Raw genomic sequence first — 25,204 nt, 5'->3', positions numbered from 1 at the left:
GAGTCCTCCTTTCCTAGTCTCTCTTCTCTAGCTTACCTGGATTTTTCTGGAGTCGCGATACTTTTGACATAGATGTTATAGTGGTTGTTCTGGTATTTTGGAATATTGGTAATCGTAAACGTTAGTTTTCCTGAAGACTCCTGTGGCTAATAGCAAGTCTGCTCTTAAACGTATTAAAATCGCTGAACGGAACCGAGTTCGCAATAAAAGCTATAAATCAGCGGTGAGAACGCTGATGAAAAAATATTTTGAGGCGGTTGAGGATTACGCCCGTCAGCCGTCGCCTGAATCGTTGCAGGATGTGCAAAATCGCCTGTCTGCGGCGTACAGTAAAATAGACAAAGCCGTGAAGCGGGGCATCCTGCACAGTAATAATGGCGCCCGCAAAAAGTCCCGCCTAGTCAAGCGGTTCAAGAATGTACAAGCTCAAATGAACCCAGCATCGGCTGAAACATCAGAGGCGTCATAATTAGCTGATCTAGGGATGGGAACACCCGGAATCAGCGTCGGGCAAGTAGATCGCCAAGAAATTGGGCATATAAGTTAGTCAGGTGAGTTACATCTGAATATCTGGCACAATTTTCAGCAAGCCCCGCCATCAGCCAAGAACTTGAGTTCTTGGCTTAGAGCTACTGCCCGTCTTAGGTAAGAATTGAGCAAGAGAGGACACAATGTCAATACAGTTGATAGACACCCATGTTCATATCAACTTCGATGTCTTCGAGTCTGATCTAGAAGCCGTGCGCGATCGCTGGCGGGATGTCGGCGTCGTGCGGCTGGTACATTCCTGCGTCGAACCCTCAGAGTTTTCGGGGATTCAAAATTTGGCTGATCGGTTCCCAGAACTGTCTTTTGCCGTCGGCTTACATCCCCTAGATGCCCACAAATGGACGCCCCAAATGGCGGCTCAAATTCGGGACTTAGCCAGTTCTGATACCAGAGTGGTGGCAATTGGGGAAATGGGGCTAGATTTTTATAAAGCCGAAAACCAACAGCAGCAAAAGGAGGTATTTACCGCACAACTCGCGATCGCCCACGAACTTAACTTACCCGTGATTATTCACTGTCGCGACGCCGCCGCCGATCTACGTGATTGGGTGCAGCAGTTTGAAAAGGAGGTGGGATCAATACAGGGGGTCATGCATTGTTGGGGGGGAACGCCTGAGGAAACTCAGTGGTTTTTGGATCTGGGCTTTTATATTAGTTTCAGTGGTATTGTCACGTTTAAGAACGCCACAGCCATTAAAGAATCAGCCGCCCTAGTACCGCGCGATCGCCTGCTGATTGAAACCGATTGTCCGTTCTTAGCCCCTGTACCCAAGCGCGGTAAACGAAATGAACCGGCTAACCTGTACCATATTGCTGATTGTATTGCCAAACTGCGGCAGATTCCCCTAGAAACCTTGGCACAAGAAACCACCCAGAATGCCTGTCGGCTGTTTAATTTGACCGTACCTAGCCGGGAACAGACAGGACAACTGTCCTAGATTGCTGATTCTTTGAACCGCCGTTTGTGCTTAAAAGAAGCCAAACCTCAAAAACTCAGGCTTTCGGTAGCGCACAAAAAGGGAGGAGTTAACCGGGATTTAGTATAAATCCTGTTGGGCTTGCGCCATAATTGATTAAGAAGAGTTACTATGAATAAAATTTTCTCAAGTTCCATCCCGTTGTCACCGCCTGCCCCGAAACAATCCTTAATCAATGCCAAACTGCCAGCGAGGAACAGATGCCGCCTATTGTATCTAATTGTAGATTAACCCCCGTATCATTATTATCGTTAAAAACCTCCCGCCGATTATTAAGACAGTCGTGATCATCCTCAGACTCTCTTGTCGCTTCTTTGTGGTAAAAATTCTCGGCTTGGCGGTGCTTTGACACTGACGGGTATCTACCCCTACCGATATAGCCAATCGTACTATCTGTGTTGATCAGGATCGCCGAGTTAGGGGTCAAAATTTCCCAATACCCTTGGCTGTGAAGCCAAGGCTTACGCTGATTCACCCTCTCCAGAAGGAAAAGCATGACGACTCAAACTTATACAGCTCCCACCTATCTATTACCAGACTTAGTGGAAATTCAGCGAGCTAGTTTTCGCTGGTTTCTAGAAGAAGGGCTGATTGAAGAACTCGACAGCTTCTCGCCAATTAGTGACTATACGGGTAAGCTAGAACTCCACTTTATCGGCAAAAACTATAAGCTCAAGAGTCCTAAATATGATGTAGATGAAGCCAAGCGGCGAGACAGCACCTATGCGGTGCAAATGTATGTACCAACCCGCTTGATCAACAAAGAGACGGGTGAAATCAAGGAGCAAGAAGTCTTTATTGGCGATCTGCCCCTGATGACCGATCGCGGTACATTTATTATTAACGGCGCTGAGCGCGTCATTGTCAATCAAATTGTCCGCAGTCCCGGCGTGTACTACAAGTCGGAAATCGACAAAAATGGACGCCGCACCTACTCCGCCTCTTTAATTCCCAACCGGGGCGCCTGGTTAAAATTTGAAACCGACAAAAATGATTTAGTCTGGGTTCGCATCGACAAAACCCGTAAATTGTCTGCCCAAGTTCTCTTAAAAGCCCTAGGACTCTCGGACAATGAAATTATCGACGCCCTGCGCCACCCCGATTATTATCAAAAGACCTTAGACAAAGAAGGCAATCCCAGTGAAGAAGACGCCCTCCTGGAGCTATATCGCAAGCTCCGTCCGGGTGAACCGCCCACGGTAAGCGGGGGTCAGCAGTTATTAGACTCACGCTTTTTCGACCCCAAACGCTATGACCTCGGTCGTGTCGGTCGCTACAAAATTAACAAAAAGTTGCGCTTAAATGTTGCCGATACCATCCGAGTCCTGACTCCCCAAGATATTATGTCCGCCATTGATTACCTGATCAACCTGGAATTTGATATTGGCAGCACCGACGATATTGACCATTTGGGGAACCGTCGGGTTCGTTCGGTGGGAGAACTCCTGCAGAACCAAGTTCGGGTGGGATTGAATCGCTTAGAACGGATCATTCGGGAACGGATGACGGTTTCCGACTCCGACACCTTAACCCCCGCCTCTTTGGTCAACCCCAAACCCCTAGTCGCCGCCATTAAAGAATTCTTTGGCTCATCTCAGCTATCCCAGTTCATGGATCAAACCAATCCCCTAGCTGAGTTAACCCACAAACGCCGCTTATCTGCCCTCGGACCCGGTGGTTTAACTCGGGAACGCGCTGGGTTTGCGGTGCGGGATATTCACCCCTCTCACTATGGACGGATTTGTCCCATCGAAACGCCAGAAGGACCTAACGCGGGTCTAATTGGTTCCTTGGCAACCCATGCACGGGTGAATGCCTACGGCTTTATTGAAACCCCCTCGTACCCTGTAGAAAATGGGCGGGTGATCAAAGACAAGGCACCCCTTTACATGACCGCAGATGAAGAGGATGACTTGCGTGTGGCTCCCGGTGACATCCCCATTGATCAAAATGGTTATATCTTGGGCGAATCAGTACCCGTGCGCTATCGCCAAGAATTCACCACCACGACCCCAGATCAGGTAGACTTTGTGGCGGTATCCCCGGTGCAAATTATCTCTGTGGCTACTTCATTAATTCCCTTCCTGGAACATGATGACGCCAACCGCGCCTTGATGGGTTCAAACATGCAACGGCAAGCCGTCCCCTTGTTACGTCCAGAGCGTCCCCTAGTGGGTACAGGCTTAGAAGCCCAAGCCGCACGCGATTCGGGGATGGTGATTGTCTCGCGTAAAGCCGGTGAGGTGGTTTATGTAGATGCGACGAAAATTCGGGTACAAACCGCACCCGCCGCATTGCCCGGAGAAAACGTCGAGAATGGAAAAACGAGCGAACCGGAAATTATTGAATACGAACTCCAGAAATATCAGCGCTCCAACCAAGATACCTGCTTAAATCAGCGTCCGTTGGTCTTTCGTGGGGATGACGTGGAAGCCGGTCAAATTCTGGCTGACGGTTCAGCCACCGAAGGGGGAGAACTGGGACTGGGACAGAATATTCTGGTTGCCTATATGCCATGGGAGGGCTACAACTACGAAGACGCCATCCTGATTAGCGAGCGACTGGTGTTGGATGATGTGTACACCAGTATTCACATCGAAAAATACGAAATTGAAGCCCGACAAACCAAGCTCGGACCTGAAGAAATTACCCGTGAAATTCCTAACGTCGGGGAAGATGCGCTGCGCCAACTTGACGAACAAGGAATTATCCGCATTGGGGCTTGGGTGGAAGCCGGAGACATTCTCGTGGGTAAAGTGACGCCCAAAGGTGAATCCGACCAACCCCCAGAAGAAAAGTTACTTCGGGCAATTTTCGGGGAAAAAGCCAGGGACGTGCGTGACAATTCCTTGCGTGTTCCCAACGGCGAAAAAGGTCGGGTTGTGGATGTCCGCATCTTTACCCGTGAGCAAGGCGATGAACTCCCGCCCGGTGCCAACATGGTGGTGCGTGTCTATGTGGCTCAGAAGCGCAAGATTCAGGTGGGCGATAAAATGGCAGGTCGTCACGGTAATAAGGGGATTATTTCCCGGATTTTGCCGATGGAAGATATGCCTTACCTCCCTGATGGCACTCCCCTAGACATTATTCTCAATCCCTTGGGTGTTCCTAGTCGGATGAATGTCGGTCAAGTCTTTGAATGTTTACTGGGATGGGCGGGTGAAAACTTGGGACTGCGATTTAAAATGATCCCCTTTGATGAAATGTATGGGGAAGAAGCATCCCGGCTTACCGTTCACGGCAAACTCCAGCAAGCCCGTGAAGAAACTAAGCAAGATTGGATATTTGATCCAGAAAATCCAGGTAAAATTCAGGTGTTTGACGGTCGCACAGGCGAAGCCTTTGATCGTCCGGTGACCGTTGGTATTGCCTATATGTTGAAACTGGTTCACTTGGTGGATGATAAAATTCACGCTCGTTCCACCGGTCCATACTCCCTGGTTACCCAGCAACCCTTGGGAGGTAAAGCACAGCAGGGCGGTCAGCGGTTTGGGGAAATGGAAGTTTGGGCATTGGAAGCCTTTGGTGCGGCTTATACCCTGCAAGAGTTACTTACCGTGAAATCGGACGATATGCAGGGTCGTAATGAAGCCCTTAACGCTATTGTCAAAGGCAAGGCGATTCCCCGACCCGGTACTCCGGAATCCTTTAAGGTGTTGATGCGAGAACTTCAATCCTTGGGACTCGATATTGCCGTCCACAAAGTAGAAACCGCTGAAGATGGCTCTAGCCGTGACTTGGAAGTCGATTTGATGGCAGATGGCGACCGGCGTCGTACCCCTAACCGACCCACCTATGAATCCCTCCGCAGTGAGGAACTCGAAGAAGAAGAGTTATAAGTTCTCCCTGTTGAATGTTCTAGACGTAGCCTGCTACGTCTGGAACATCCAGTATCTACATCTGGAACCCTCAAAACTCAAAACCCTGGAAGATGAAACAGCAACAAGAACAGCGCTTTGACTACGTAAAAATTGGAATTGCCTCTCCGGAGCGAATCCGTATATGGGGAGAACGTACCCTACCGAATGGTCAAGTGGTGGGGGAAGTGACGAAACCGGAAACCATTAACTATCGCACGCTCAAACCCGAAATGGACGGGTTGTTCTGTGAGCGGATTTTTGGTCCGGCTAAAGACTGGGAATGTCACTGCGGCAAATATAAACGAGTTCGCCATCGCGGGATTGTCTGTGAACGCTGCGGCGTGGAAGTTACAGAGTCGCGGGTTCGACGACACCGCATGGGGTTCATTAAACTGGCGGCGCCTGTGGCACATGTCTGGTATCTCAAAGGGATTCCCAGTTACCTGAGTATTCTGTTGGATATGCCGTTGCGGGATGTCGAGCAGATTGTTTATTTCAATGCTTATGTGGTTCTGAGTCCAGGAAATGCTGAAAATCTCAGCTATAAACAGCTATTGACCGAAGACCAATGGCTGGAAATTGAGGAACAACTCTACAGCGAAGACTCTGAACTCAATGGTGTAGAGGTAGGAATTGGTGCGGAAGCTCTACAACGACTCTTGCAAGATGTCCACTTAGACAGTGAAGCAGAAAAGCTGCGCGAGGACATCAGCAACGCCAAAGGTCAAAAGCGGGCAAAGCTGATTAAGCGGCTGCGGGTCATTGATAACTTCATCGCCACCGGGTCGCAACCTGACTGGATGGTGCTGACGGTGATTCCCGTTATCCCACCGGATTTGCGTCCCATGGTTCAACTGGATGGGGGACGCTTCGCCACCTCAGACTTGAATGACTTGTATCGCCGGGTGATCAACCGCAATAATCGCTTGGCACGTCTTCAGGAAATCCTCGCCCCAGAAATTATTGTCCGCAATGAAAAGCGGATGCTGCAAGAAGCGGTCGATGCGCTGATTGATAATGGACGCCGGGGACGCACGGTGGTGGGTGCGAATAATCGGGCATTAAAGTCATTGTCCGACATTATTGAAGGGAAACAGGGTCGATTCCGCCAAAACCTTTTGGGTAAACGGGTTGATTACTCCGGACGTTCGGTGATCGTTGTCGGTCCAAATCTGAAAATTCACCAGTGCGGTTTACCCCGCGAGATGGCGATTGAACTGTTTCAACCCTTTGTGATCCATCGTCTGATTAGTCAGGGGTTAGTTAATAATATTAAAGCCGCCAAAAAACTGATTCAGCGAGGTGACCCCAGCGTTTGGGATGTCCTAGAAGAAGTGATTGCTGGTCATCCAGTCTTGCTCAACCGAGCGCCAACGCTGCACCGCTTAGGGATTCAATCCTTTGAACCGATTTTGGTTGAAGGTCGCGCCATTCAATTGCATCCTTTGGTCTGTCCTGCCTTTAACGCGGACTTTGACGGCGACCAGATGGCGGTTCACGTTCCCCTGTCTTTGGAGTCACAAGCCGAAGCTCGATTGTTAATGTTGGCGTCCAATAATATTCTCTCTCCAGCGACGGGACGTCCGATTGTCGCACCGAGTCAGGATATGGTACTGGGTTGCTATTACCTCACCGCCGAAAATCCCCACGCCACCAAAGGGGCGGATCGCTATTTTGCTTCTCTAGATGATGCTATCCGAGCCTTTGAACAAAAGCAAGTCGAGTTACATGCTTATGTGTGGGTGCGCTTTGATGGCACGATGCAGAGTGGCAAGTCTGATGATGATCAGGTAATTTCTACAGAAACATCCTCCGATGGAATAGTGACGAAAATCTACAAAGACCGCCGGGTTCGGGAAACGGCTGATGGTGAACTGATTTGTCAGTACATTCGGACAACGCCGGGTCGGATTATTTACAACAAAGCCATTCAAGATGCCCTAATGATTGCCTGAAATAGGGGACAGATATCATGGATGGATTGGATTCGTGATTCGTAGGGATTTGTGATTCGTAGGGGAGAAGCATTCGCGCCCAGATTTTTCGGTTCTACGGCTAAATTGTCATCGCGAATGCTTCTCCCAGTCAAACGTCTAGAATTTCCCTGTTCCCCGTTCCCTGTTCCCTAAAAGACAAATGACCAAGGACGAATGACAAAAGACATGACAAATAAAGCAGGTCAAAAAGAAACGATTTTCTACAATCGAGTCGTTGATAAAGGTCAGCTCAAAAAACTGATTTCCTGGGCGTTTACTAAGTATGGCAGCGCCCGGACAGCTCAGATGGCTGACCAACTTAAGGATTTAGGATTCCGCTATGCCACAAAAGCAGGGGTTTCGATTAGTGTCGATGACCTACTCGTCCCGCCGAAGAAGCGTGAGATGCTAGAAGCGGCGGAAGCCCAGATTCGCGCCACGGAAGCCCGCTACAGTCGGGGTGAAATTACAGAAGTTGAACGATTCCAGAAAGTTATTGATACCTGGAATAGTACGTCCGAAGCCCTGAAAGATGAAGTGGTGGTGAATTTCAAGGCAACTGATCCCTTGAATTCGGTCTATATGATGGCGTTTTCTGGGGCAAGAGGAAACTTGTCTCAGGTACGCCAATTGGTCGGGATGCGGGGTCTGATGGCTGATCCGCAAGGGGAAATTATTGACCTGCCGATCAAGACCAATTTCCGGGAAGGGTTAACCGTTACTGAATATATTATTTCCAGTTACGGGGCACGCAAAGGACTGGTGGATACCGCCTTGAGAACGGCGGACTCTGGGTATCTGACCCGGCGTCTGGTGGATGTGTCTCAGGATGTGATTGTCCGGGAAGTAGACTGTGGGACAACCCGAGGCATTCAGCTTACCGCGATGACCGATGGCGATCGCGTGTTGATTCCCCTGCAAGATCGGCTATTGGGGCGAGTCCTAGCCGCCGATTTGCTGCATCCGAAAACCAAAGAGGTGATTGCCAAACGCAACCAAGCCATCTCCGACGAATTAGCCGACATCATCGGCAAAGCCGAGGTGCAAGAGTTGATGGTTCGCTCACCCCTAACCTGTGAAGCCTCACGCTCAGTCTGTCAGCATTGCTACGGCTGGAGTTTGGCACATGGACACATGGTGGACTTGGGAGAAGCTGTTGGTATTATTGCGGCTCAGTCCATTGGTGAACCCGGAACTCAGCTCACCATGCGGACATTCCACACGGGAGGGGTGTTCACTGGGGAAGTCGCCCGCCAAGTTACGGCGGCGTTTGACGGCGTTGTCCGCTTTTCGAGCAGTCTGCGAACCCGAGGTGTCCGTACCCGCCACGGTGAAGAGCGCGAACAGGTGGAAGTTGCAGGCGAACTGATTCTGGAACCAACTAATAAGGGGAAAGCGAAGACTGTTCCGGTTACGCCCGGTTCCATCCTCCTGGTTGGCGATGGGCAACAGGTGAAAGCGGAACAGCTTTTAGCCGAAGTCGCGTTGGGCAAATCTCGCCTGTCTACGGAAAAAGCCGCCAAAGACGTCGCCTCAGATTTGGCGGGAGAAGTTCTTTTTGCTGACTTGATCCCGGAAGAAAAAACCGATCGCCAAGGGAATACAACCCGCACTGCCCAGCGGGGTGGATTGTTATGGGTGTTATCGGGAGAGGTGTATAACCTGCCTCCTGGTGCCGAACCCGTGGTCAAAAACGGCGATGCTGTGGAACCCGGTTCCGTACTCGCAGAAACCAAGTTAGTCAGCCAAAACGGTGGGGTAGTTCGACTGACACCGGGTAAGCGGGAAATTGACATCATCACCGCGTCGGTGCGCCTAGACCAAGCAGCGGTGCGGATGGAAAGTAGTGGGGGTCGCGAACAGTATGTGATTCACACGGCTAATAACCAGCGTTTCTTGCTCAAGGCAACCCCAGGCACAAAAGTGTTAAATAATCAAGTGGTTGCGGAGTTGATTGACGATCGCTATCGTACCCAGACCGGGGGGATTATTAAGTATGGCGGCGTGGAAGTCGCCAAACGCGGTAAAGCCAAGCAAGGATACGAAGTCACCAAAGGGGGCAGCCTCCTGTGGATTCCTGAAGAATGCCACGAGGTCAACAAAGATATCTCATTGCTGCTGGTGGAAGACGGTCAATATGTGGAAGCCGGTACAGAGGTGGTGAAAGATATATTCTGCCAATCAGGAGGTATTGTTGAGGTCGTGCAGAAGAATGACATTCTGCGGGAAATTGTGATCAAGCCCGGAGAATTGCATCTGGTGGATGAGCTACCCGAAGCCTTTGTGTCTGAAGGTCAGTTGGTGTATCCCGGTACAGAACCCGTCCCTGGGCTAACCGTAGCAGAGCTGCGGTATGGGGAAATGGCAGAGACGCCAGAGGGAATGGCATTGCTGCTCAGACCTGTGGTTGAATTTACTGTTCCCGACGAACCGGATGTCCCCTCGCAAGCGTCCATCGACAGTGCCAATGGTGCTTCAGGAGTGGGCGGTCAGTCTGATGCTGAGAGTGCGATCGGCATTGAGCTGCGGACGATTCAGCGGCTACCTTATAAAGATGGAGAGCGGATCAAGTCCGTGGAAGGACTGGAGTTGCTGCGAACTCAACTCGTTTTGGACATGACTCAGGAATTAGAGGGGGATCATTCCACCTCTCAGATTTCGGCAGATATTGAATTAGTCACAACCGAAGAGTCTGATGATCCAGAGGAGATGCGTTTGCAGTTGGTGATCCTGGAATCTTTGGTCGTCCGACGCGATACCTCTGCTGATCCGTTGGGTGGGAGTACCCAAACCCGGCTGTTGGTCAACGATGGGGATAAAATTGCGCCCAAAGCCGTCGTCGCCCGCACCGAAATTCAGTGTAAAGAAGCCGGTGAAGTCCGAGGGATTCGCGAAGGGGTGGAAGCCATTCGTCGGGTACTGGTGGTTCGGGATGCGGATCGGATCACTATTCCCATTAGTGGCACACCCCAGGTGAAGGTGGGAGATTTAGTCGTGGAGACCGATTTTCTCGCCTCGAACGTGCCAGCCTCTGAATCGGGACAAGTTGTCCAAGTTAACGAGGACTCGGTAACCTTGCGACTAGCACGTCCCTACCGTGTGTCAGCCGGTGCGGTGCTGCAAATTGATAATGGAGACTTGGTGCAACGGGGTGACAACTTAGTGCTGTTGGTGTTCGAGCGGGCGAAGACTGGGGATATTATTCAAGGGTTACCTCGAATTGAAGAACTCCTAGAAGCCCGTAAGCCCAAAGAAGCCTGTGTGTTAGCCCGACGCCCCGGTGAGACGCAGGTGGTTTATGAGGAAGATGAAACTGTTGATATCAAAGTGATTGAAGCGGAAGGTGTGATTACCGACTATCCGATTAGTCCCGGACAAAACGCGCTGGTTTCCGATGCTCAGTTTGTTAAGGTGGGTCAAGCATTAACCGATGGACCAGCAAATCCTCACGAGATTCTGGAGATTTTCTTCAATTTCACGGTGGAAGAAAAGGGAATCTATGAAGGTGCTTTAGCTGGACTGCAAGCGGCGCAGGCTTTTCTGGTGAATGAAGTCCAGTCGGTGTATCAATCCCAGGGAATTGACATCTCGGATAAGCACATCGAAGTGATTGTCCGTCAGATGACCTCGAAAGTTCGGGTTGATGATGGGGGTGATACCACGATGCTACCGGGAGAATTGGTGGAGTTGCGACAAATTGAGACGGTGAATGAAGCCATGGCAATTACCGGGGGCGCACCGGCTCAATATACTCCTGTATTATTGGGGATTACTAAAGCCTCACTGAATACGGATAGCTTCATCTCCGCCGCTAGCTTCCAGGAAACCACCCGCGTCCTTACAGAAGCCGCTATTGAAGGGAAATCCGATTGGTTACGGGGTCTCAAGGAGAACGTAATTATTGGTCGCCTGATTCCTGCAGGAACCGGGTACAACGCCTATGAAGATCCAAACAGTGGTGTCGATGGTGAGTTCTCCAATGGGGGTAACGCTGGCTATAATTTCGGCGACCTTAATGATAGTAGTGAACTTGACCAAGACGATTCCCTAGAAGTGCTAGACGATCGCACGGCTCGCGCTTACAGTATAGAAGACTCTGATACTAGCGATTTTGGCTCGTTGCTGGACGAAGATTCAGACGATTTGGCTGAGGAATATCTGGATGATGAGGATGAATAATCCTTTGTCTTCTGTGATTGGGATAGTTGAAGCCTAACGGCTGGAAACGAGAACATCTAGAGGGTAGTAGAGACGCGCCATGGCGCGTCTTTACTAATTTCTGCTATGTCTTAACCGATATCAAATCTTACAGTACTGTCGCCCTACAATTAGGTTATATGCATTTAATCGGATCGTGACTATCTTGCCCAAAATTCCTCTAAGTCGCTGGTTTGTGAGTCTACTCACCTGTGTCATCGCGATCGCGCTGTCCGCCTGCAACCCTGAAACCTTTACCTCACAAGCCGCCCAGGGTTCCCAACTCGTAACCAGTATTCTCAGTGATCCTAAAACCTTTAACTACGCCCTCTCTCAAGAGTCGCCGAATATTTTTGGTTACACTTACGAGGGGTTGGTGACTGAAAATGGGGTCACGGGTGAAATTGAACCCGCCCTCGCTGAATCCTGGGAAATCTCTGACAACCAACAGCGCATTGTCTTTACCCTGCGAGAGGGATTAAAATGGTCTGATGGAGAACCTTTAACTGTTGATGATGTCGTATTTACCTATAACGATATCTACCTCAACGAAGACATTCCCACCGATGTACGAGATATTCTCAGAATTGGTGAAACGCGCGGCTTTCCCACGGTGCGGAAATTAGACGAGAGACGAGTTGAATTTACCACACCCGAACCCTTTGCTCCCTTTCTCCGCACCACGGGACTGACAATTTTACCCGCCCACGCCCTTAAGGATACTGTAACTGAGAAAGACCAAGAAGGAAAACCCAAGTTTATGACCACTTGGGGTGTGGATACCGACCCGGATAAAATTGTTGTCAATGGACCCTACCAACTGGATCGCTATAATACCAATCAACGCATCGTATTCCGCCGCAATCCCTATTATTGGCGCAAGGGACCTCAAGGTCAGCCTCAACCTTATATTAATAACCTCTTCTGGGAAATTGTTGAATCTACCGATACTGCTTTTTTGCAATTTCGTTCCGGTGGGTTAGATGCGATTGGTGTCTCACCAGATTTTTATTCCCTACTCAAGCGGGAAGAGGAACGAAGCAACTTTAATATTTACGTTGGTGGTCCAACTCTAAGTTCCAGTTTTATTTCATTTAATCTTAACAAAGGAAGTCGGGATGGTAAACCGCTGGTTGAGCCGATGAAATCTCGTTGGTTTAACAGGCTGGAATTTAGACAGGCGGTGGCTTACGCGATTGATCGGCGAACGATGATTGATAATTTGTTTCGGGGATTGGGTGAACCTCAATATTCTAACCTTCCTGTACAAAGTCCTTATTATTTGTCTCCAGAAGAGGGACTTACCGTGTATGATTATAATCTGGATAAAGCGAAAGAATTACTGTTAAAAGCAGGGTTCCAATACAACGATGAAGGACAACTACTCGATGATCAAGGAAATCGGGTTCGTTTTACCTTAATCACCAATGCGGGGAATAAACTGCGCGAAGCAATGGGTTCGCAAATTAAACGAGATTTAGCTAAAGTTGGCATACAAGTGGATTTTAACCCCATTGCTTTTAGTACCCTGGTGGAAAAACTCAGTAATAGCTTGGATTGGGAATCTCATCTGCTGGGTTTTTCGGGTGGCGGATTAGAACCGAATAATAGTGCCAATGTCTGGTCTACTGAAGGCGGATTACACAGTTTTAATCAAAAACCAACTGTTGGTCAACCGGAGATTCAGGGGTGGGAAGTTGCGCCTTGGGAACAAGAGATTAATGACCTTTATATTAAAGGTTCTCAAGAGTTAGATGAAGAAAAGCGTAAGGCTATTTATGGCGAAGCACAACGTTTGATTAAAGAACATTTACCCTTTATTTATTTGGTGAATCCACTGTCAATGACGGCTGTGCGCGATCGCGTGGAGGGGATTGAGTATTCGGCTTTGGGTGGTGCGTTCTGGAATATTCACGAGTTGAGGATTTCTGAAGATTAAGGGTAATGGAGAAAGTTGGGAGTTAGGTTGTTTTAACGCAGAGGGCGCAGAGGTTTACGCAGAGGGGCGCAGAGGGCGTTAAGGGATGGGAAGGACAAGTTGAGAGAAGTCAGAAGCAAGAGAATATGATTGATCGAATTCGTCGTTGGTTTTTACTGTTTCTCTTTTCTATTTTTACGGTTACCAGTCTCAGTAGTTGTAATCCCAGTCGGTTTAAAAGCAAGGCGGCTCAAGTTTCACAATTGGTTTTTGTTTCTCCTTCTGATCCGGATACGTTTAATCCGCCGATTAGTGAATCGTTGTTTAGTCGGATTGTCTTTGGGTTGATTTATGATGGATTAATTAATGAAAATGGGATCACGGCTGAATTGGAACCTGGATTGGCGGAATCTTGGGATATCTCGGAGGATAAACGCCGGATTACTTTTACCCTACGTCCAGGATTAAAATGGTCTGATGGAGAACCGTTTACTTCTGATGATATTGTCTTTACTTACAATGAGATTTATCTGAATGATAAGATTTCTACGGGTGTCAGAGATATTCTGCGAATTGGGACTTCAGGCGGATTTCCTTCTGTCACAAAACTCGATGAACGGCGAGTTGAGTTTACGGTTCCCGAACCCTTTTCCCCATTTTTACGCTATGCTGGCGGCATTACAATTTTACCCAAGCATATTCTAAAAGACTCGATCAACACCACCGATGGGAATGGGAACCTGAAATTTCTCTCCACTTGGGGAACTGACACTGATCCGCAACAAATCATTGGCAATGGTCCTTATAAGATGGTCAGTTATACCCCGGCTCAACGGATCATTCTTCAACGGAATCCCTACTATTGGCGTCAGGATAGCAAAGGAAGTCCTCAACCCTATATTGAGCGAATTATTGTCCAAATTATTGAAAATACTGATAACCAGTTTATCCGATTTCGTTCTGGAGAACTCGATAGTCTGGACGTTGCGCCGGAAATGTTTGGCTTACTAAAGCAGGAAGAAAAACGAGGGAACTATAGGATTTATAACGGTGGGGCTTCATCAGATACCCAATTTTTTGGCTTCAATCTCAATAAAGCCAAGAATGAAAAAGGAGAAGCCTTTGTCGATCGGATTAAATCTCGTTGGTTTAATACGTTAGTATTTCGGCAAGCCGTCGCTTATGGGATTAACCGTGAAGCGATGAAAACTAATATTTTTCGAGGATTGGGTGAATTACAGCATTCGCCTGTGGCGATGCAAAGTCCTTATTATTTGTCTCCAGAAGAAGGATTGAAGGTTTATACTTATGATCCGCAAAAGGCAAGGGAATTACTACTTGATGCGGGGTTTAAATATAATGCTCAAGGGAAACTGTTGGACTGGGATAATAACCAGGTACGATTTACACTTTTGGTGAAAGCAGAAGAAAAATCTCGCATAGATGCAGCGGTTCAGATTCAAAACGATTTGAACAATCTAGGGATACAAGCGGATTTACAGGTGATTAACTTTAATGTGATTGTGCAGAAGTTGATGAGTCGAGACTGGGAAGCTTATGTTGGTGGATTCGGTGGCGGTGGCGTGGAACCTCACAGTAGCTTTAATATTTGGTACTCCCAAGGCTCATTACATCAATTTAATCAAGGGCAGATGCCTGGAGAACCGCCGATTCAAGGGTGGGAAGTATCGGACTGGGAACTGGAAATCGACCGCTTATTTGAGGAAGGAGTGAAGGAGTTAGATGAGCGTAAGCGCCAAGAAATTTATGGTCAATTTCAACAGATTGTGCAGGAACAAGTCCCGTTTTTGTATTTAGTTAATCCCCTGTCTTTGCAGGCTGTGCGCGATCGGATTAATCCAATCAAGTTTTCGGCTTTAAATGGGGCGTTTTGGAATCTGTATGAACTTCAGGTTAAAACAAATTAATTATAGTTGTTAAGGGGGTTTGTTTCATCAGTTGCGTATGCGATCGCGTCTTTTAGATGAGAGGCTCAGATCTTGCACCCGTTCCAGAAATCGTTATTCTTTTAAGCCATTGTGGAGGAAGATAAAAAGTTTGCGATCGCGCCTTTTTTTTGTATTATTTTACCATGGAAAAATGTGTCCGCCTGTAGGGGCGCACCGACGTGCGCCCTCTTACCAAAGTGCGCCCAATCGTTGATATATTTGACTCTATAAACAATCGCGATCGCACTACATACATACAATCGTTCCCTGTTACCTGTTCCCTATCCTCAAGCTGATTCAGGATTAAGTAACCAAGAGGGATGGACTAACAATTCGGCGGCGGAGCGCTTCTCAACCATCTCGCGGGTAATGGCGCAACGGGTAATATCTTTGCGCGAGGGCACCTCGTACATAACTTCTAACATCACCTCCTCTAAAATTCCCCGCAACGCCCTAGCCCCAGTTTTGCGGCGAAAGGCTTCTTGTGCGATCGCGCGTAGAGCTTCTGGGTGAAACTCCAGGCGCACGTTATCCATTTTCAAGAGTTTTTGGTACTGCTTGACCAAGGCGTTGCGGGGTTGGGTTAAGATTTCCACTAAGGAGTCTTCATTCAGGGATTCCACAGCGGTAATCACCGGTAACCGCCCAATGATTTCTGGAATCACCCCAAATTTGATTAAATCGTCCGGTTCTAAGTGTTTGGACAATTCCGATGAAGACAGTTGGGGCGAAGGCGTCTGACTCGGTTGAACAAAGCCCATTGAACGTTTTCCTATGCGTTGCTCAATGATTTGCTCTAACCCGACAAAAGCCCCTCCACAGATAAATAGAATATTACTCGTATCCAGTTGAATAAACTCTTGATAGGGATGCTTGCGCCCTCCTTGGGGCGGTACATTAACCACAGTTCCTTCTAGTATTTTCAGCAAGGCTTGTTGAACGCCCTCACCGGAAACATCCCGCGTCATTGAGGAATTTTCACTCTTGCGCGTAATCTTATCAATTTCATCAATATAAACAATGCCTTGCTCAGCAGATTCTATATCGAAGTCAGCCACCTGTAAAAGTCGCAGCAGGATATTTTCCACATCATCCCCTACATAACCTGCTGCTGTCAGCGTTGTGGCGTCAGCCATGGCAAAGGGAACATTAAGCAGGTTGGCGAGAGTTTGAGCTAAAAGGGTTTTACCGCAACCCGTCGGACCAATTAATAAGATGTTGGACTTTTGCAGGGTGATGTTGTCATCCAATCCACTGGAGTCATAATTATTTTGAACCAGGTTAAGGCGTTTGTAATGATTATAAACTGCGACACCGAGAACTTTTTTCGCTTGGTCTTGACCAATGACATACTGGTCTAGCGCTTGTTTAATTTCAATCGGCTTGAGCAAGTGATACCGGGTTTTACGAGGGGAATAGTCGGGTTGTGGATAAGGGTGATCTGCGGTTAAGGATGGGTAGTTGAGGCTTTCTCCATGAGATTGTAGCAGTTCTTCCTCTAAAATTTGGTTGCACAGTTCTACACATTCATCACAAATGAAAACGCTCGGACCAGCAATCAACTTATTAACCTGTTCCGAGAACTTACCACAAAAAGAACATCTTAAATAGGAATCGAATTTGGACATTATCTTGTCTGAGCTGTTGGGGGTCAGTGACAGCAATCTGGCTTGAGGGGAGAGAATGGCTGGAGCAAGCGAATCGCTGCTATAGCTAGGGTAGGGTCATGACAAAAGTTAATTGGTAGGATTTTTCCCATGGAAAGCAATATTCTTTGTTTAATTGATACCTGCCATGACGGGAACCATGCAAACCCCTCTACTTCAATTGTAGTTTCCAGCGATCGCAAAAGGGAAGCAGGGGAGGTGTGGGAGGTGGGGGAATTAACCCAAAATTCTACCTTACCGTTCCCTGCTCCCTAACCTAGGACGAATGATGAATGACTTATGACCAATCCGTTCGTGCAATTTATTCTCAATTAACCGATTTTCTTGCAAATAGGTAGCGTCAGTCACTATCATTGTCAATAATCGGGTTTTTTTGAGAGGGTGATTATGCCTCCGTATACAGCCGCTTCACTTAAAGCTGAACTCAATTCCCGGGGTTGGCGGTTAACGCCGCAGCGAGAAACGATTCTCCACGTTTTTCAGAACCTTCCCCGAGGAAACCATCTCAGCGCCGAGGAACTCTTCCATTTGCTGGAGAAGCGGGGAGAGCCAATTAGTTTATCCACAATTTATCGCAGCGTCAAGTTGATGGCTCGCATGGGTATCCTGCGGGAATTGGAGTTAGCCGAAGGACATAAACACTACGAACTGAATCAGCCGTTCCCTAATCATCACCATCATCTGGTGTGCATTCAGTGTAACCAGACCATTGAATTTAAGAATGATTCGATATTAAAACAGGCAATGAAGCAGGTGGAAAAGGAGGGGTTCCAGCTTATTGACTGTCAGCTTACCATACACAGCGTCTGTCCAGAAGCCCTGCGGATGGGATGGCCCTCCGCACTTCCGAGTAATTGGCGCTGCACCCGATCAATAGCGGCAGAAGATCTCCAAGAGGTAGACAGTCCCTGCTAACCTGTCATACTACATGGGGCTTAAGTACCCTCTCTTTGGTACTGGAGTTTAGACAAATTCAATCTTGCCGGAAAACTCTGAGTGTCTTATTCAAGACATCTCTAAGCCCACGCCGTCTTCCAACACAGACCAAAGAAAAAGGCTGCGCTGGGTACATCTCATACTTTAGACTATCAAATAGGCAAATAATATCCAGTAGAGATTTAAAGAAGATTACGACGATATGAATATCAGTGAAATTACCCATCCGAACCAGCTACACGGTTTGTCGATTCGTCAACTTGAGGAAATTGCCCGTCAAATTCGGGAACGGCATCTGCAAACTGTAGCCAAAAGCGGTGGTCATTTAGGTCCTGGGTTAGGGGTTGTCGAACTGACCCTGGGATTATATCAGACACTCGACTTGGATCGGGATAAGGTGATTTGGGATGTCGGTCACCAAGCCTATCCCCATAAGATGATTACGGGACGCTATGATCGCTTTTACACCCTACGGCAAAAGGATGGGGTTGCTGGTTACCTCAAGCGCTGTGAGAGTAAGTTTGATCACTTTGGTGCGGGTCATGCGTCTACCAGTATTTCCGCCGCCTTGGGGATGGCGCTGGCGCGAGATCTCAAAGGGGAAAATTTCAAGACAGTAGCGGTGATTGGGGATGGTGCCTTGACGGGGGGTATGGCATTAGAAGCGATTAACCATGCTGGACATTTACCTAACACCCGACTGTTGGTGGTACTCAATGATAATGAAATGTCCATTTCTCCCAACGTGGGCGCGATTTCCCGTTCTCTGAACAAAGTGCGCCTGAGTAAGCCGATGCAGTTCTTAGCGGATAATTTAGAGGAACAGTTCAAGAATTTTCCCTTGTTTGGGGAATCCTTGACCCCAGAATTGCAGCGGGTAAAAGAGGGGATGAAGCGGTTAGCTGTACCCAAGGTAGGGGCGGTTTTGGAAGAACTAGGTTTTACCTACATGGGACCTGTGGATGGTCATAACTTAGAAGACTTGATTTCGACGTTCAAAGCGGCACACACCTATTCAGCTCCTGTCTTGGTGCATGTGGTGACAACCAAAGGAAAGGGTTACGCGATCGCAGAACAAGACCAAGTCGGCTATCATGCCCAAAGCCCTTTTGATTTAGCCACCGGCAAAGCTATTCCATCCAGCAAGCCTAAACCCCCTAGCTATGCCAAAGTCTTTGCCCACACTTTGGTCAAATTAGCCGAAAACAATCCCAAAATTATCGGCATTACCGCCGCTATGGCGACGGGGACAGGGTTAACCAAACTTCAGGAAAAACTGCCCAAACAATACATTGATGTCGGAATTGCCGAACAGCACGCTGTTACCCTAGCCGCAGGGCTGGCTTGCGAAGGAATGCGACCCGTGGCTGCAATTTACTCCACCTTCCTGCAACGGGCTTATGACCAGATCATTCATGATGTATGTATTCAAAACCTACCCGTGTTCTTCTGCTTAGATCGCGCCGGTATTGTCGGTGCCGATGGTCCTACACACCAAGGCATGTATGATATTGCCTATCTCCGCTGCATTCCCAATATGGTGATCATGGCACCCAAAGATGAAGCTGAACTGCAACGGATGATCGTAACGGGTGTGAATTACACCGATGGACCCATTGCCATGCGTTATCCACGGGGTAATGGTTATGGAGTTGCCTTAATGGAGGAAGGATGGGAAGCCCTACCCATTGGCAAGGGCGAAATTCTCCGCAATGGCGATGATATACTGCTGATTGGCTATGGTTCCATGGTCTATCCGGCATTGCAAACGGCGGAGATTTTGAGCGAACACGGAATTGAAGCAACCGTGGTTAATCCTCGTTTTGTCAAGCCTTTGGATACGGAGTTGATTTTGCCCCTAGCGCAGCGAATTGGTAAGGTTGTCACCTTAGAAGAAGGGTGCTTAATGGGGGGCTTTGGGTCAGCCGTGGCTGAAGCGTTATCGGACAATAATGTTTTGGTGCCAGTGAAGCGGTTTGGTGTACCTGATAAGTTAGTAGACCATGCTAAACCCGATGAATCGAAAGCCGCTTTAGGGTTAACGCCTTCCCAAATGGCGGAACAAGTGCGCGAAGCGTTCTTTAATAAACAACCGTCGGTGGTGAGTTAACTTCCAGCGACAATATTGTAGAGACGTAGTCGGCTACGTCTCTGCTATTTATAGCAACCGCAAATGCCGTGTCTAGTTAATATTCAACCGTTAAGAATCTACCGAGGTTTTTACAGCAGCTAGCAACTCTAAATGCGGAAAAATTTGCTCCTTAGAACGCGCCAGAAGATTCGTTTCAGTCGGCAGTCTCAGCTTCGACGCTAACTTGAGGAACTCAAGCACTTTAATGAAGCTAAATGTGGGGTCTGGAAGATAGACAATCTTTCCCGAACGAATAGTGATACCATGGCGACTGGAGGACTGAAAAGCATGATGGAGATTGTGCCAGCCTTCACCCAAAGTTAGAAATGCAACCAACTGATTATTTCGACTGAGATCGTCGGTGATAAACGGTTGTTTACCCACAATATGGCAAAGGGAGTTGACAGTTTGCACGCCATGGAAAAGCAGAGTTGTGCTGAGAAAAAATGCACCCAGATATTCGACACCACCGATGAAATAGGAAATCGCCCCAAGTGCCACTAAAGGTATAAAATGCAAACGGTCAATTAACCTTAAAATGGCATCATTCTCAACATCCATCGGCAGCTTGTCAGGAAAGAACCGGGGGGATAAGAGCCAACCCCCTTGAGACCAATAGAATCCTCCAATCCCCTGCATCGGTGTATAAGGGGAATGGGGATCGAGATCTTGCTCAACATGTTGATGATGGGCTACATGGTGCGCTTTCCACCAACTAGGACCCATCTGCCCCGCCGCCGCCCCCACAATACATCCCACCCATAGAACTGGAGCAGGAGCCTGATAGCTTTTGTGGGTGAGCAGTCGATGGTAGATGCTCGTCGTTGCCAGCATACGGATTACATATAACAATATGATCCATACCACAGCGCCCCAGGATAAGCCAGTCACTAGAACTAGCAACGAGCCGATATGGCTGAAGATAATTAGCGTCGGACCGATGAGATAAGAAACAATTGTGAGTGAGGAATACTGCCTCATTTTTTTTCGACTGTCCTAAAAAGTTTTCTTGCCCATTGCCTCTAGATAGTTAGGGCAAGTCTGGCTTGTCTATTTGGCGTCAACTTGTTGAAGCAACACGCTCAAAAGACATTGATGAATGGCTATCCTAATCCAGTTCAAGAACCTGCTTCAGACGCGATCGCAACTTGGCATACTGGGTGTCTGGCAAGCGGATCAAAATGTGCGAGCTGCAGATTATCGAATGAACATTGTTTGGACAGATTGTGGCAAGAGGGCTGGTTTGATATCCCAATCAAGGGAAATAATCAAGATTGATCCCTAAACCCGTCCCTACATGGACTTTGCTTCATCTTGCCCATCCTACCTCAAATTTACTGTGCCACGCAGAAACGTTTGCACTTTCTCTAATTGTCGTTTTAAAGATTCCAGTCGCTCATTTGCACCGATTAAGCTTTTGTCCCGCGCCTGTTGCTCTAATTGGGCGGCGATTTTGGGAATGAGTCGCACGCCAATATTCGCACTCGCACCCTTGAGCCGATGCGCTTGTTGCTCAATCATCTCGAAATCTTGAATCTGGAGAGCATGATACATTTGTTCGAGTCCTGGTTGAGTATGTTTCATAAAGGCTTGTATGAGTTGCTTTTGCAGGATGATTTGACCTCTGGAGATCACCTCTAGACGTTCTGTATCGAATAAGGTGTCATCAAGGTAGAAGTCTGTAGACGCCAAACGACTCGAATTAATTTCCTCTTCCCCTGCTCCCTCAGCTCCCCCTGCTCCCTCAGCTCCCTCAGCTCGCCCTGCTCCCCCAGCTCCCTCAGCTCCCTCAGCTCCCCCAGCTCCCCCAGCTCCCCCAGCTCCCTCAGCTCCCCCAGCTCCCCCAGCTCCCCCAGCTCCCCCAGCTCCCCCAGCTCCCTCAGCTTCCCCTGACTTTGCCCAACGTTCGATCATTGCCTGTAAGGTAGCTTGCTCAAAAGGTTTAGTGAGAAAGTCATCCATCCCCACCGCCAAACATTTTTCGCGATCGCTCTCTATGGCACTAGCCGTTAAAGCAATCACAATCGTATGACGATTTGACCCTTCTTGGCGTCGTAACTCACGAGTCGCATCATAACCATCCAAGACAGGCATCTGACAATCCATAAACACAATATCGTAAGATTCGGCTTGTAATTTAGCCAGAGCCTCTGAGCCGTTACTGGCGCACTCAGGTTCATAACCCAGCATTTGCATCTGGTTGAGAATCACAGTTTGATTCACTGGATGATCTTCAACCAGTAAAATTTTCAAGTTGGATGGGTGATTAAGACGAGTGGGTTGATGGATAATAGCTTGCCAATTCTCCAGATCTTTCTCAGGCGTCACCGTACCCAATAGACTCTCCCATAGCTGTGACGCTTTCACAGGTTTAATCAAGTAGCCCAAAATATCCATCGACTCCAACTCTTGCACCGCATCAAGTTGATGCATCGTTGTCATCACAATCAATTTAGTGGAAGCCAAACTGGGATTACAGCGAATCATCGGCACAATCCATTCACCCTGACTCCCAGGGAGTTGCAAATCCAGAATAGCTACATCATAGGGATGGCATCGCGTCACCGCATTCCGTAAGGCATCCATAGTACTGGTACTATCCGTGGCTTCATCAATCTGCATCCCCCACGCTTCCACAAGCGATCGCACGGTTTGGCGAGTTGTCGCATTTTCTGCTGTTACCAAGATTTTGAGCTGGCGTAGTGCCCAGGGAACGGCTTGGGCGGGCGGTAGCGGTTGTGTCTTAACGGGTACGGTAAACCAAAACGTTGAGCCTTGACCTATCTCACTCTCAACCCCAATTTTACCCCCCAGCAACTCAACCAGTTGCTGACAAATCATCAGTCCCAAACCCGTTCCCCCATAGCGCCGCGTTGTTGAAGCCTCTACTTGGGAAAATGCTTGAAACAACTTGGATTGATCAGCCGCGCTAATGCCAATTCCGGTATCAGTAACAGCAAATAGCAGTGTAATCGAAGATTGGCATAAGGTATCTGTGGGTTGATGCCCACTGACCGCTACCCGCACCACAACTTCCCCTGCATCCGTAAACTTAATTGCATTACCCACCAGATTCAACAGAATCTGACGTAAACGTCCTGGATCACCCTGTAACTGCCGAGGAACATTAGGTTCAACCAGGATTGCTAATTCTAACCCCTTTGCCTCTGCCTGTACTGCTAAGACATCAATCACAGAATCCAGGCAACTTTCTAAGCTAAAGTCGATCTGCTCCAAAAGCATTTTACCGGCTTCTAGTTTAGAAACATCAAGAATATCATTAATCACCGTGAGCAGATGTTTAGCACAGCTTTCGATCGTTCGAGTGTAATTAACTTGTTGCGGGTTTAGAGGCGTTTGCAAGAGTAACCGCATCATCCCTAAGACACCGTTGATCGGAGTGCGGATTTCGTGACTCATATTTGCCAGAAATTTAGACTTGAGCCGTGCCGTTGCTAAAGCCGCTTCTCGCGCTTCTACTAACTCATTAATTGGAAAACAGGCAAGTACAATTCCGCCAACTTCCCCAGTTGGGGTATACCAGGGATGAATTGCCCAATGTTCATAAATTGTCGTACCATCAGCCCGTTGCCAGACATCTTCATTCTTGGTAATAATCTCTCCTTGTAACGCCCGTTGATGGTCTTCTTGCCAAAGTTTTGGTAGATCTGGGAATATATCATAGTGGCATCGATTGATCAGGGATTGTTCGTTTAAACCATAAGCGGTGAGCCACTGTTGAGAGTGAGCCAAATAGCGCATTTTACGATCAAACATTGCCATCGCCACGGGTGCAACGGTAATAATTTGTCGGAGTTGCTGGCGTTCCTGTTCTAAATTATGATTAAGTTGCTGTAATTGAGTGGTTCGTTCTTCTACTCGATGTTCTAATTCCGCATTGACTTGCACAAGCGCAGTTTCCGCTTGCTTGCGACTGGTAATATCCAGAGCCAAGGACAAAATTGAGACTAAATTATCGTCATCATCGCAAAGCGCTGAATTATACCATTCACAATCAATGACCGAACCCTCTTTAGTGTAGTTGCGATTGCAACAAATACAACGGGGAGTCCTAGCGTCAAATAAATTCTTCATGACCACGTTTACCGCGTCCCTATCGTCGTCAAAAATAAGTTGCAACTCATCAATTTGCCGACCTACGGCTTCCTCAACTGTCCAGCCAAACATTTGTTCTGCTTGTGGAGACCAGCGCTGCACTCGATAGTCACTATCCCACTCAATTACCGCCAATGGAGAATTTTCCACATGAAAGGTGAGGCGTTTTAGGGTATGCTGTAATTGTGTTTCTGCCGTTTTGCGCTCTCTGATTTCTTGTTCAAGTTGGCGATTGGCGGCTTCGAGTTGAGCCGGACTGGGTAATGCTAGGGCTTTGGGAATTAATTGCACCAGCAGTACGGCTGTAGACAGGGAAACGATCGCGGTGATTGCTTTGATGCCTCCACTGACCCAATAATCGGGATGCCACAGCGTCCACACACCCATAATATGGCTAGTACCACAGGCTAAGATAAAGGCACTAAACAACCAAAACATCCAATCAAAGGGCAAATCCTGCCGCTTGTGGACGAAGTAAACTAAGGTTACCGGAATCGAATAGTAAGCCAGTGCGGTTAACGAATCGGACAATAGATGAAGCCATACCAGTCTTGGCTGCCAAAGATAACAATGTCCATGAGGAATATATGACCCTACAAATTGGTTCACCAAGACTGTCCACATATTCACCCTCCCTCCTGGGTACTGTGACGCCGGGTAACTACTTACTATTAGATAGTAAGGGTCTACCGATTAATTTAACATTCTGCCCAACTATACCTGTCGAGGGTTAGTTGAGGTCTTCTCGCCAATTGCGATAAACGTGAAAGTTGCCTAGATTAATAATTTGACATCCTCACCGCCCTACAAGGACGGCGATTCCTCACCACGCCCTAGGGGGTTAGCTACCAAACGCCTAGAGTCGCTGATTGGGGTTGACAGCTCTACGCACACTGCCTCAAAGAGGTCTTACACGCGCTCCCTGTCC

The 25,204-nt window shown here is 48.1% G+C and carries 15 protein-coding genes; 10 read left to right on the top strand and 5 right to left on the bottom strand.

Annotated features, from left to right (window positions below; translation table 11 throughout):
• The first annotated feature begins 142 nt into the window (after positions 1-142).
• Positions 143-469, top strand: a complete 327-nt coding sequence (rpsT, locus tag RLO19_RS24170; protein ID WP_446359948.1) for a 30S ribosomal protein S20 — start codon at positions 143-145, stop codon at positions 467-469.
• A gap of 208 nt (positions 470-677) precedes the next feature.
• Positions 678-1,487, top strand: coding sequence for a TatD family hydrolase (locus RLO19_RS24165; protein ID WP_446359957.1), 810 nt, complete (start codon positions 678-680; stop codon positions 1,485-1,487).
• Positions 1,488-1,698: 211 nt separating this feature from the next.
• Here RLO19_RS24165 and RLO19_RS24160 read toward each other — a convergent pair whose 3' ends face one another.
• A complete protein-coding gene (locus tag RLO19_RS24160) occupies positions 1,699-2,022 on the bottom strand; it encodes a hypothetical protein (RefSeq protein WP_446359947.1) in 324 nt (107 codons plus the stop codon).
• Between RLO19_RS24160 and rpoB the strand changes: the two genes are divergently transcribed.
• From rpoB to RLO19_RS24135, 5 genes are all read left to right on the top strand, one after another.
• Complete coding sequence (gene rpoB, locus RLO19_RS24155) at positions 2,021-5,365, top strand: DNA-directed RNA polymerase subunit beta (protein WP_446359946.1); 3,345 nt, start codon at positions 2,021-2,023, stop codon at positions 5,363-5,365. The genes RLO19_RS24160 and rpoB overlap by 2 nt on opposite strands.
• Positions 5,366-5,457: 92 nt before the next feature.
• Complete coding sequence (locus RLO19_RS24150) at positions 5,458-7,341, top strand: DNA-directed RNA polymerase subunit gamma (protein WP_446359945.1); 1,884 nt, start codon at positions 5,458-5,460, stop codon at positions 7,339-7,341.
• A 195-nt stretch (positions 7,342-7,536) separates the two neighbouring features.
• Positions 7,537-11,541: a DNA-directed RNA polymerase subunit beta' gene (locus RLO19_RS24145; protein ID WP_446359944.1), complete on the top strand. Its 4,005-nt coding sequence runs from the start codon at positions 7,537-7,539 to the stop codon at positions 11,539-11,541.
• A gap of 193 nt (positions 11,542-11,734) precedes the next feature.
• A complete protein-coding gene (locus RLO19_RS24140; RefSeq protein ID WP_446359956.1) occupies positions 11,735-13,498 on the top strand; it encodes an ABC transporter substrate-binding protein in 1,764 nt (587 codons plus the stop codon).
• Between the two features lie 125 nt (positions 13,499-13,623).
• The gene (locus RLO19_RS24135; protein WP_446359943.1) at positions 13,624-15,405 is read left to right on the top strand and encodes an ABC transporter substrate-binding protein; all 1,782 of its coding nucleotides are present in this window, start codon (positions 13,624-13,626) and stop codon (positions 15,403-15,405) included.
• Between the two features lie 101 nt (positions 15,406-15,506).
• On the opposite strand, the gene RLO19_RS24130 is transcribed toward RLO19_RS24135, so the two are convergent.
• Together RLO19_RS24130 and clpX are read right to left on the bottom strand one after the other, a co-directional pair.
• On the bottom strand, positions 15,507-15,686 hold the full coding sequence (locus RLO19_RS24130) for a hypothetical protein (protein ID WP_446359942.1): 180 nt from the start codon (positions 15,684-15,686) through the stop codon (positions 15,507-15,509).
• 27 nt (positions 15,687-15,713) lie between these two features.
• Positions 15,714-17,054 carry an ATP-dependent protease ATP-binding subunit ClpX gene (gene clpX, locus RLO19_RS24125; RefSeq protein WP_446359941.1) on the bottom strand — a complete coding sequence of 447 codons (1,341 nt, stop codon included), beginning with the start codon at positions 17,052-17,054 and terminating at the stop codon, positions 15,714-15,716.
• A gap of 426 nt (positions 17,055-17,480) precedes the next feature.
• On the opposite strand from clpX, the gene RLO19_RS24120 reads away from it, so the two are divergent.
• The gene (locus tag RLO19_RS24120) at positions 17,481-18,008 is read left to right on the top strand and encodes a transcriptional repressor (protein ID WP_446359940.1); all 528 of its coding nucleotides are present in this window, start codon (positions 17,481-17,483) and stop codon (positions 18,006-18,008) included.
• Positions 18,009-18,231: 223 nt separating this feature from the next.
• The gene (gene dxs, locus RLO19_RS24115; protein WP_446359939.1) at positions 18,232-20,139 is read left to right on the top strand and encodes a 1-deoxy-D-xylulose-5-phosphate synthase; all 1,908 of its coding nucleotides are present in this window, start codon (positions 18,232-18,234) and stop codon (positions 20,137-20,139) included.
• A gap of 90 nt (positions 20,140-20,229) precedes the next feature.
• On the opposite strand, the gene RLO19_RS24110 is transcribed toward dxs, so the two are convergent.
• Entirely contained in the window at positions 20,230-21,141 is a 912-nt protein-coding gene (locus RLO19_RS24110) for an acyl-CoA desaturase (protein WP_446359938.1), read from the bottom strand.
• 118 nt (positions 21,142-21,259) lie between these two features.
• Here RLO19_RS24110 and RLO19_RS24105 point away from each other — a divergent pair, with 118 nt between their 5' ends.
• Positions 21,260-21,445: a hypothetical protein gene (locus tag RLO19_RS24105; RefSeq protein WP_446359937.1), complete on the top strand. Its 186-nt coding sequence runs from the start codon at positions 21,260-21,262 to the stop codon at positions 21,443-21,445.
• A gap of 38 nt (positions 21,446-21,483) precedes the next feature.
• Here the strand turns inward: RLO19_RS24105 and RLO19_RS24100 are convergent, their stop codons facing one another.
• Positions 21,484-24,900, bottom strand: a complete 3,417-nt coding sequence (locus RLO19_RS24100) for a response regulator (RefSeq protein WP_446359936.1) — start codon at positions 24,898-24,900, stop codon at positions 21,484-21,486.
• Between the last annotated feature and the right edge of the window lie 304 nt (positions 24,901-25,204).

Source organism: Coleofasciculus sp. G2-EDA-02 (assembly GCF_040226375.1).
Lineage (GTDB): Bacteria > Cyanobacteriota > Cyanobacteriia > Cyanobacteriales > Coleofasciculaceae > Coleofasciculus.
Note: the sequence above shows the minus strand (reverse complement) of the source record. Positions and strands in the feature narration are given on the sequence as shown.

Coding starts and splice junctions, on each gene's coding strand:
- RLO19_RS24135 (WP_446359943.1), top strand. CDS start 13,624: ATGATTGATCGAATTCGTCGTTGGTTTTTACTGTTTCTCTTTTCTATT.
- rpoB (WP_446359946.1), top strand. CDS start 2,021: ATGACGACTCAAACTTATACAGCTCCCACCTATCTATTACCAGACTTA.
- RLO19_RS24160 (WP_446359947.1), bottom strand. CDS start 2,022: ATGCTTTTCCTTCTGGAGAGGGTGAATCAGCGTAAGCCTTGGCTTCAC.
- RLO19_RS24105 (WP_446359937.1), top strand. CDS start 21,260: ATGGCTATCCTAATCCAGTTCAAGAACCTGCTTCAGACGCGATCGCAA.
- RLO19_RS24110 (WP_446359938.1), bottom strand. CDS start 21,141: ATGAGGCAGTATTCCTCACTCACAATTGTTTCTTATCTCATCGGTCCG.
- RLO19_RS24150 (WP_446359945.1), top strand. CDS start 5,458: ATGAAACAGCAACAAGAACAGCGCTTTGACTACGTAAAAATTGGAATT.
- dxs (WP_446359939.1), top strand. CDS start 18,232: ATGAATATCAGTGAAATTACCCATCCGAACCAGCTACACGGTTTGTCG.
- clpX (WP_446359941.1), bottom strand. CDS start 17,054: ATGTCCAAATTCGATTCCTATTTAAGATGTTCTTTTTGTGGTAAGTTC.
- RLO19_RS24100 (WP_446359936.1), bottom strand. CDS start 24,900: ATGTGGACAGTCTTGGTGAACCAATTTGTAGGGTCATATATTCCTCAT.
- RLO19_RS24120 (WP_446359940.1), top strand. CDS start 17,481: ATGCCTCCGTATACAGCCGCTTCACTTAAAGCTGAACTCAATTCCCGG.
- RLO19_RS24145 (WP_446359944.1), top strand. CDS start 7,537: ATGACAAAAGACATGACAAATAAAGCAGGTCAAAAAGAAACGATTTTC.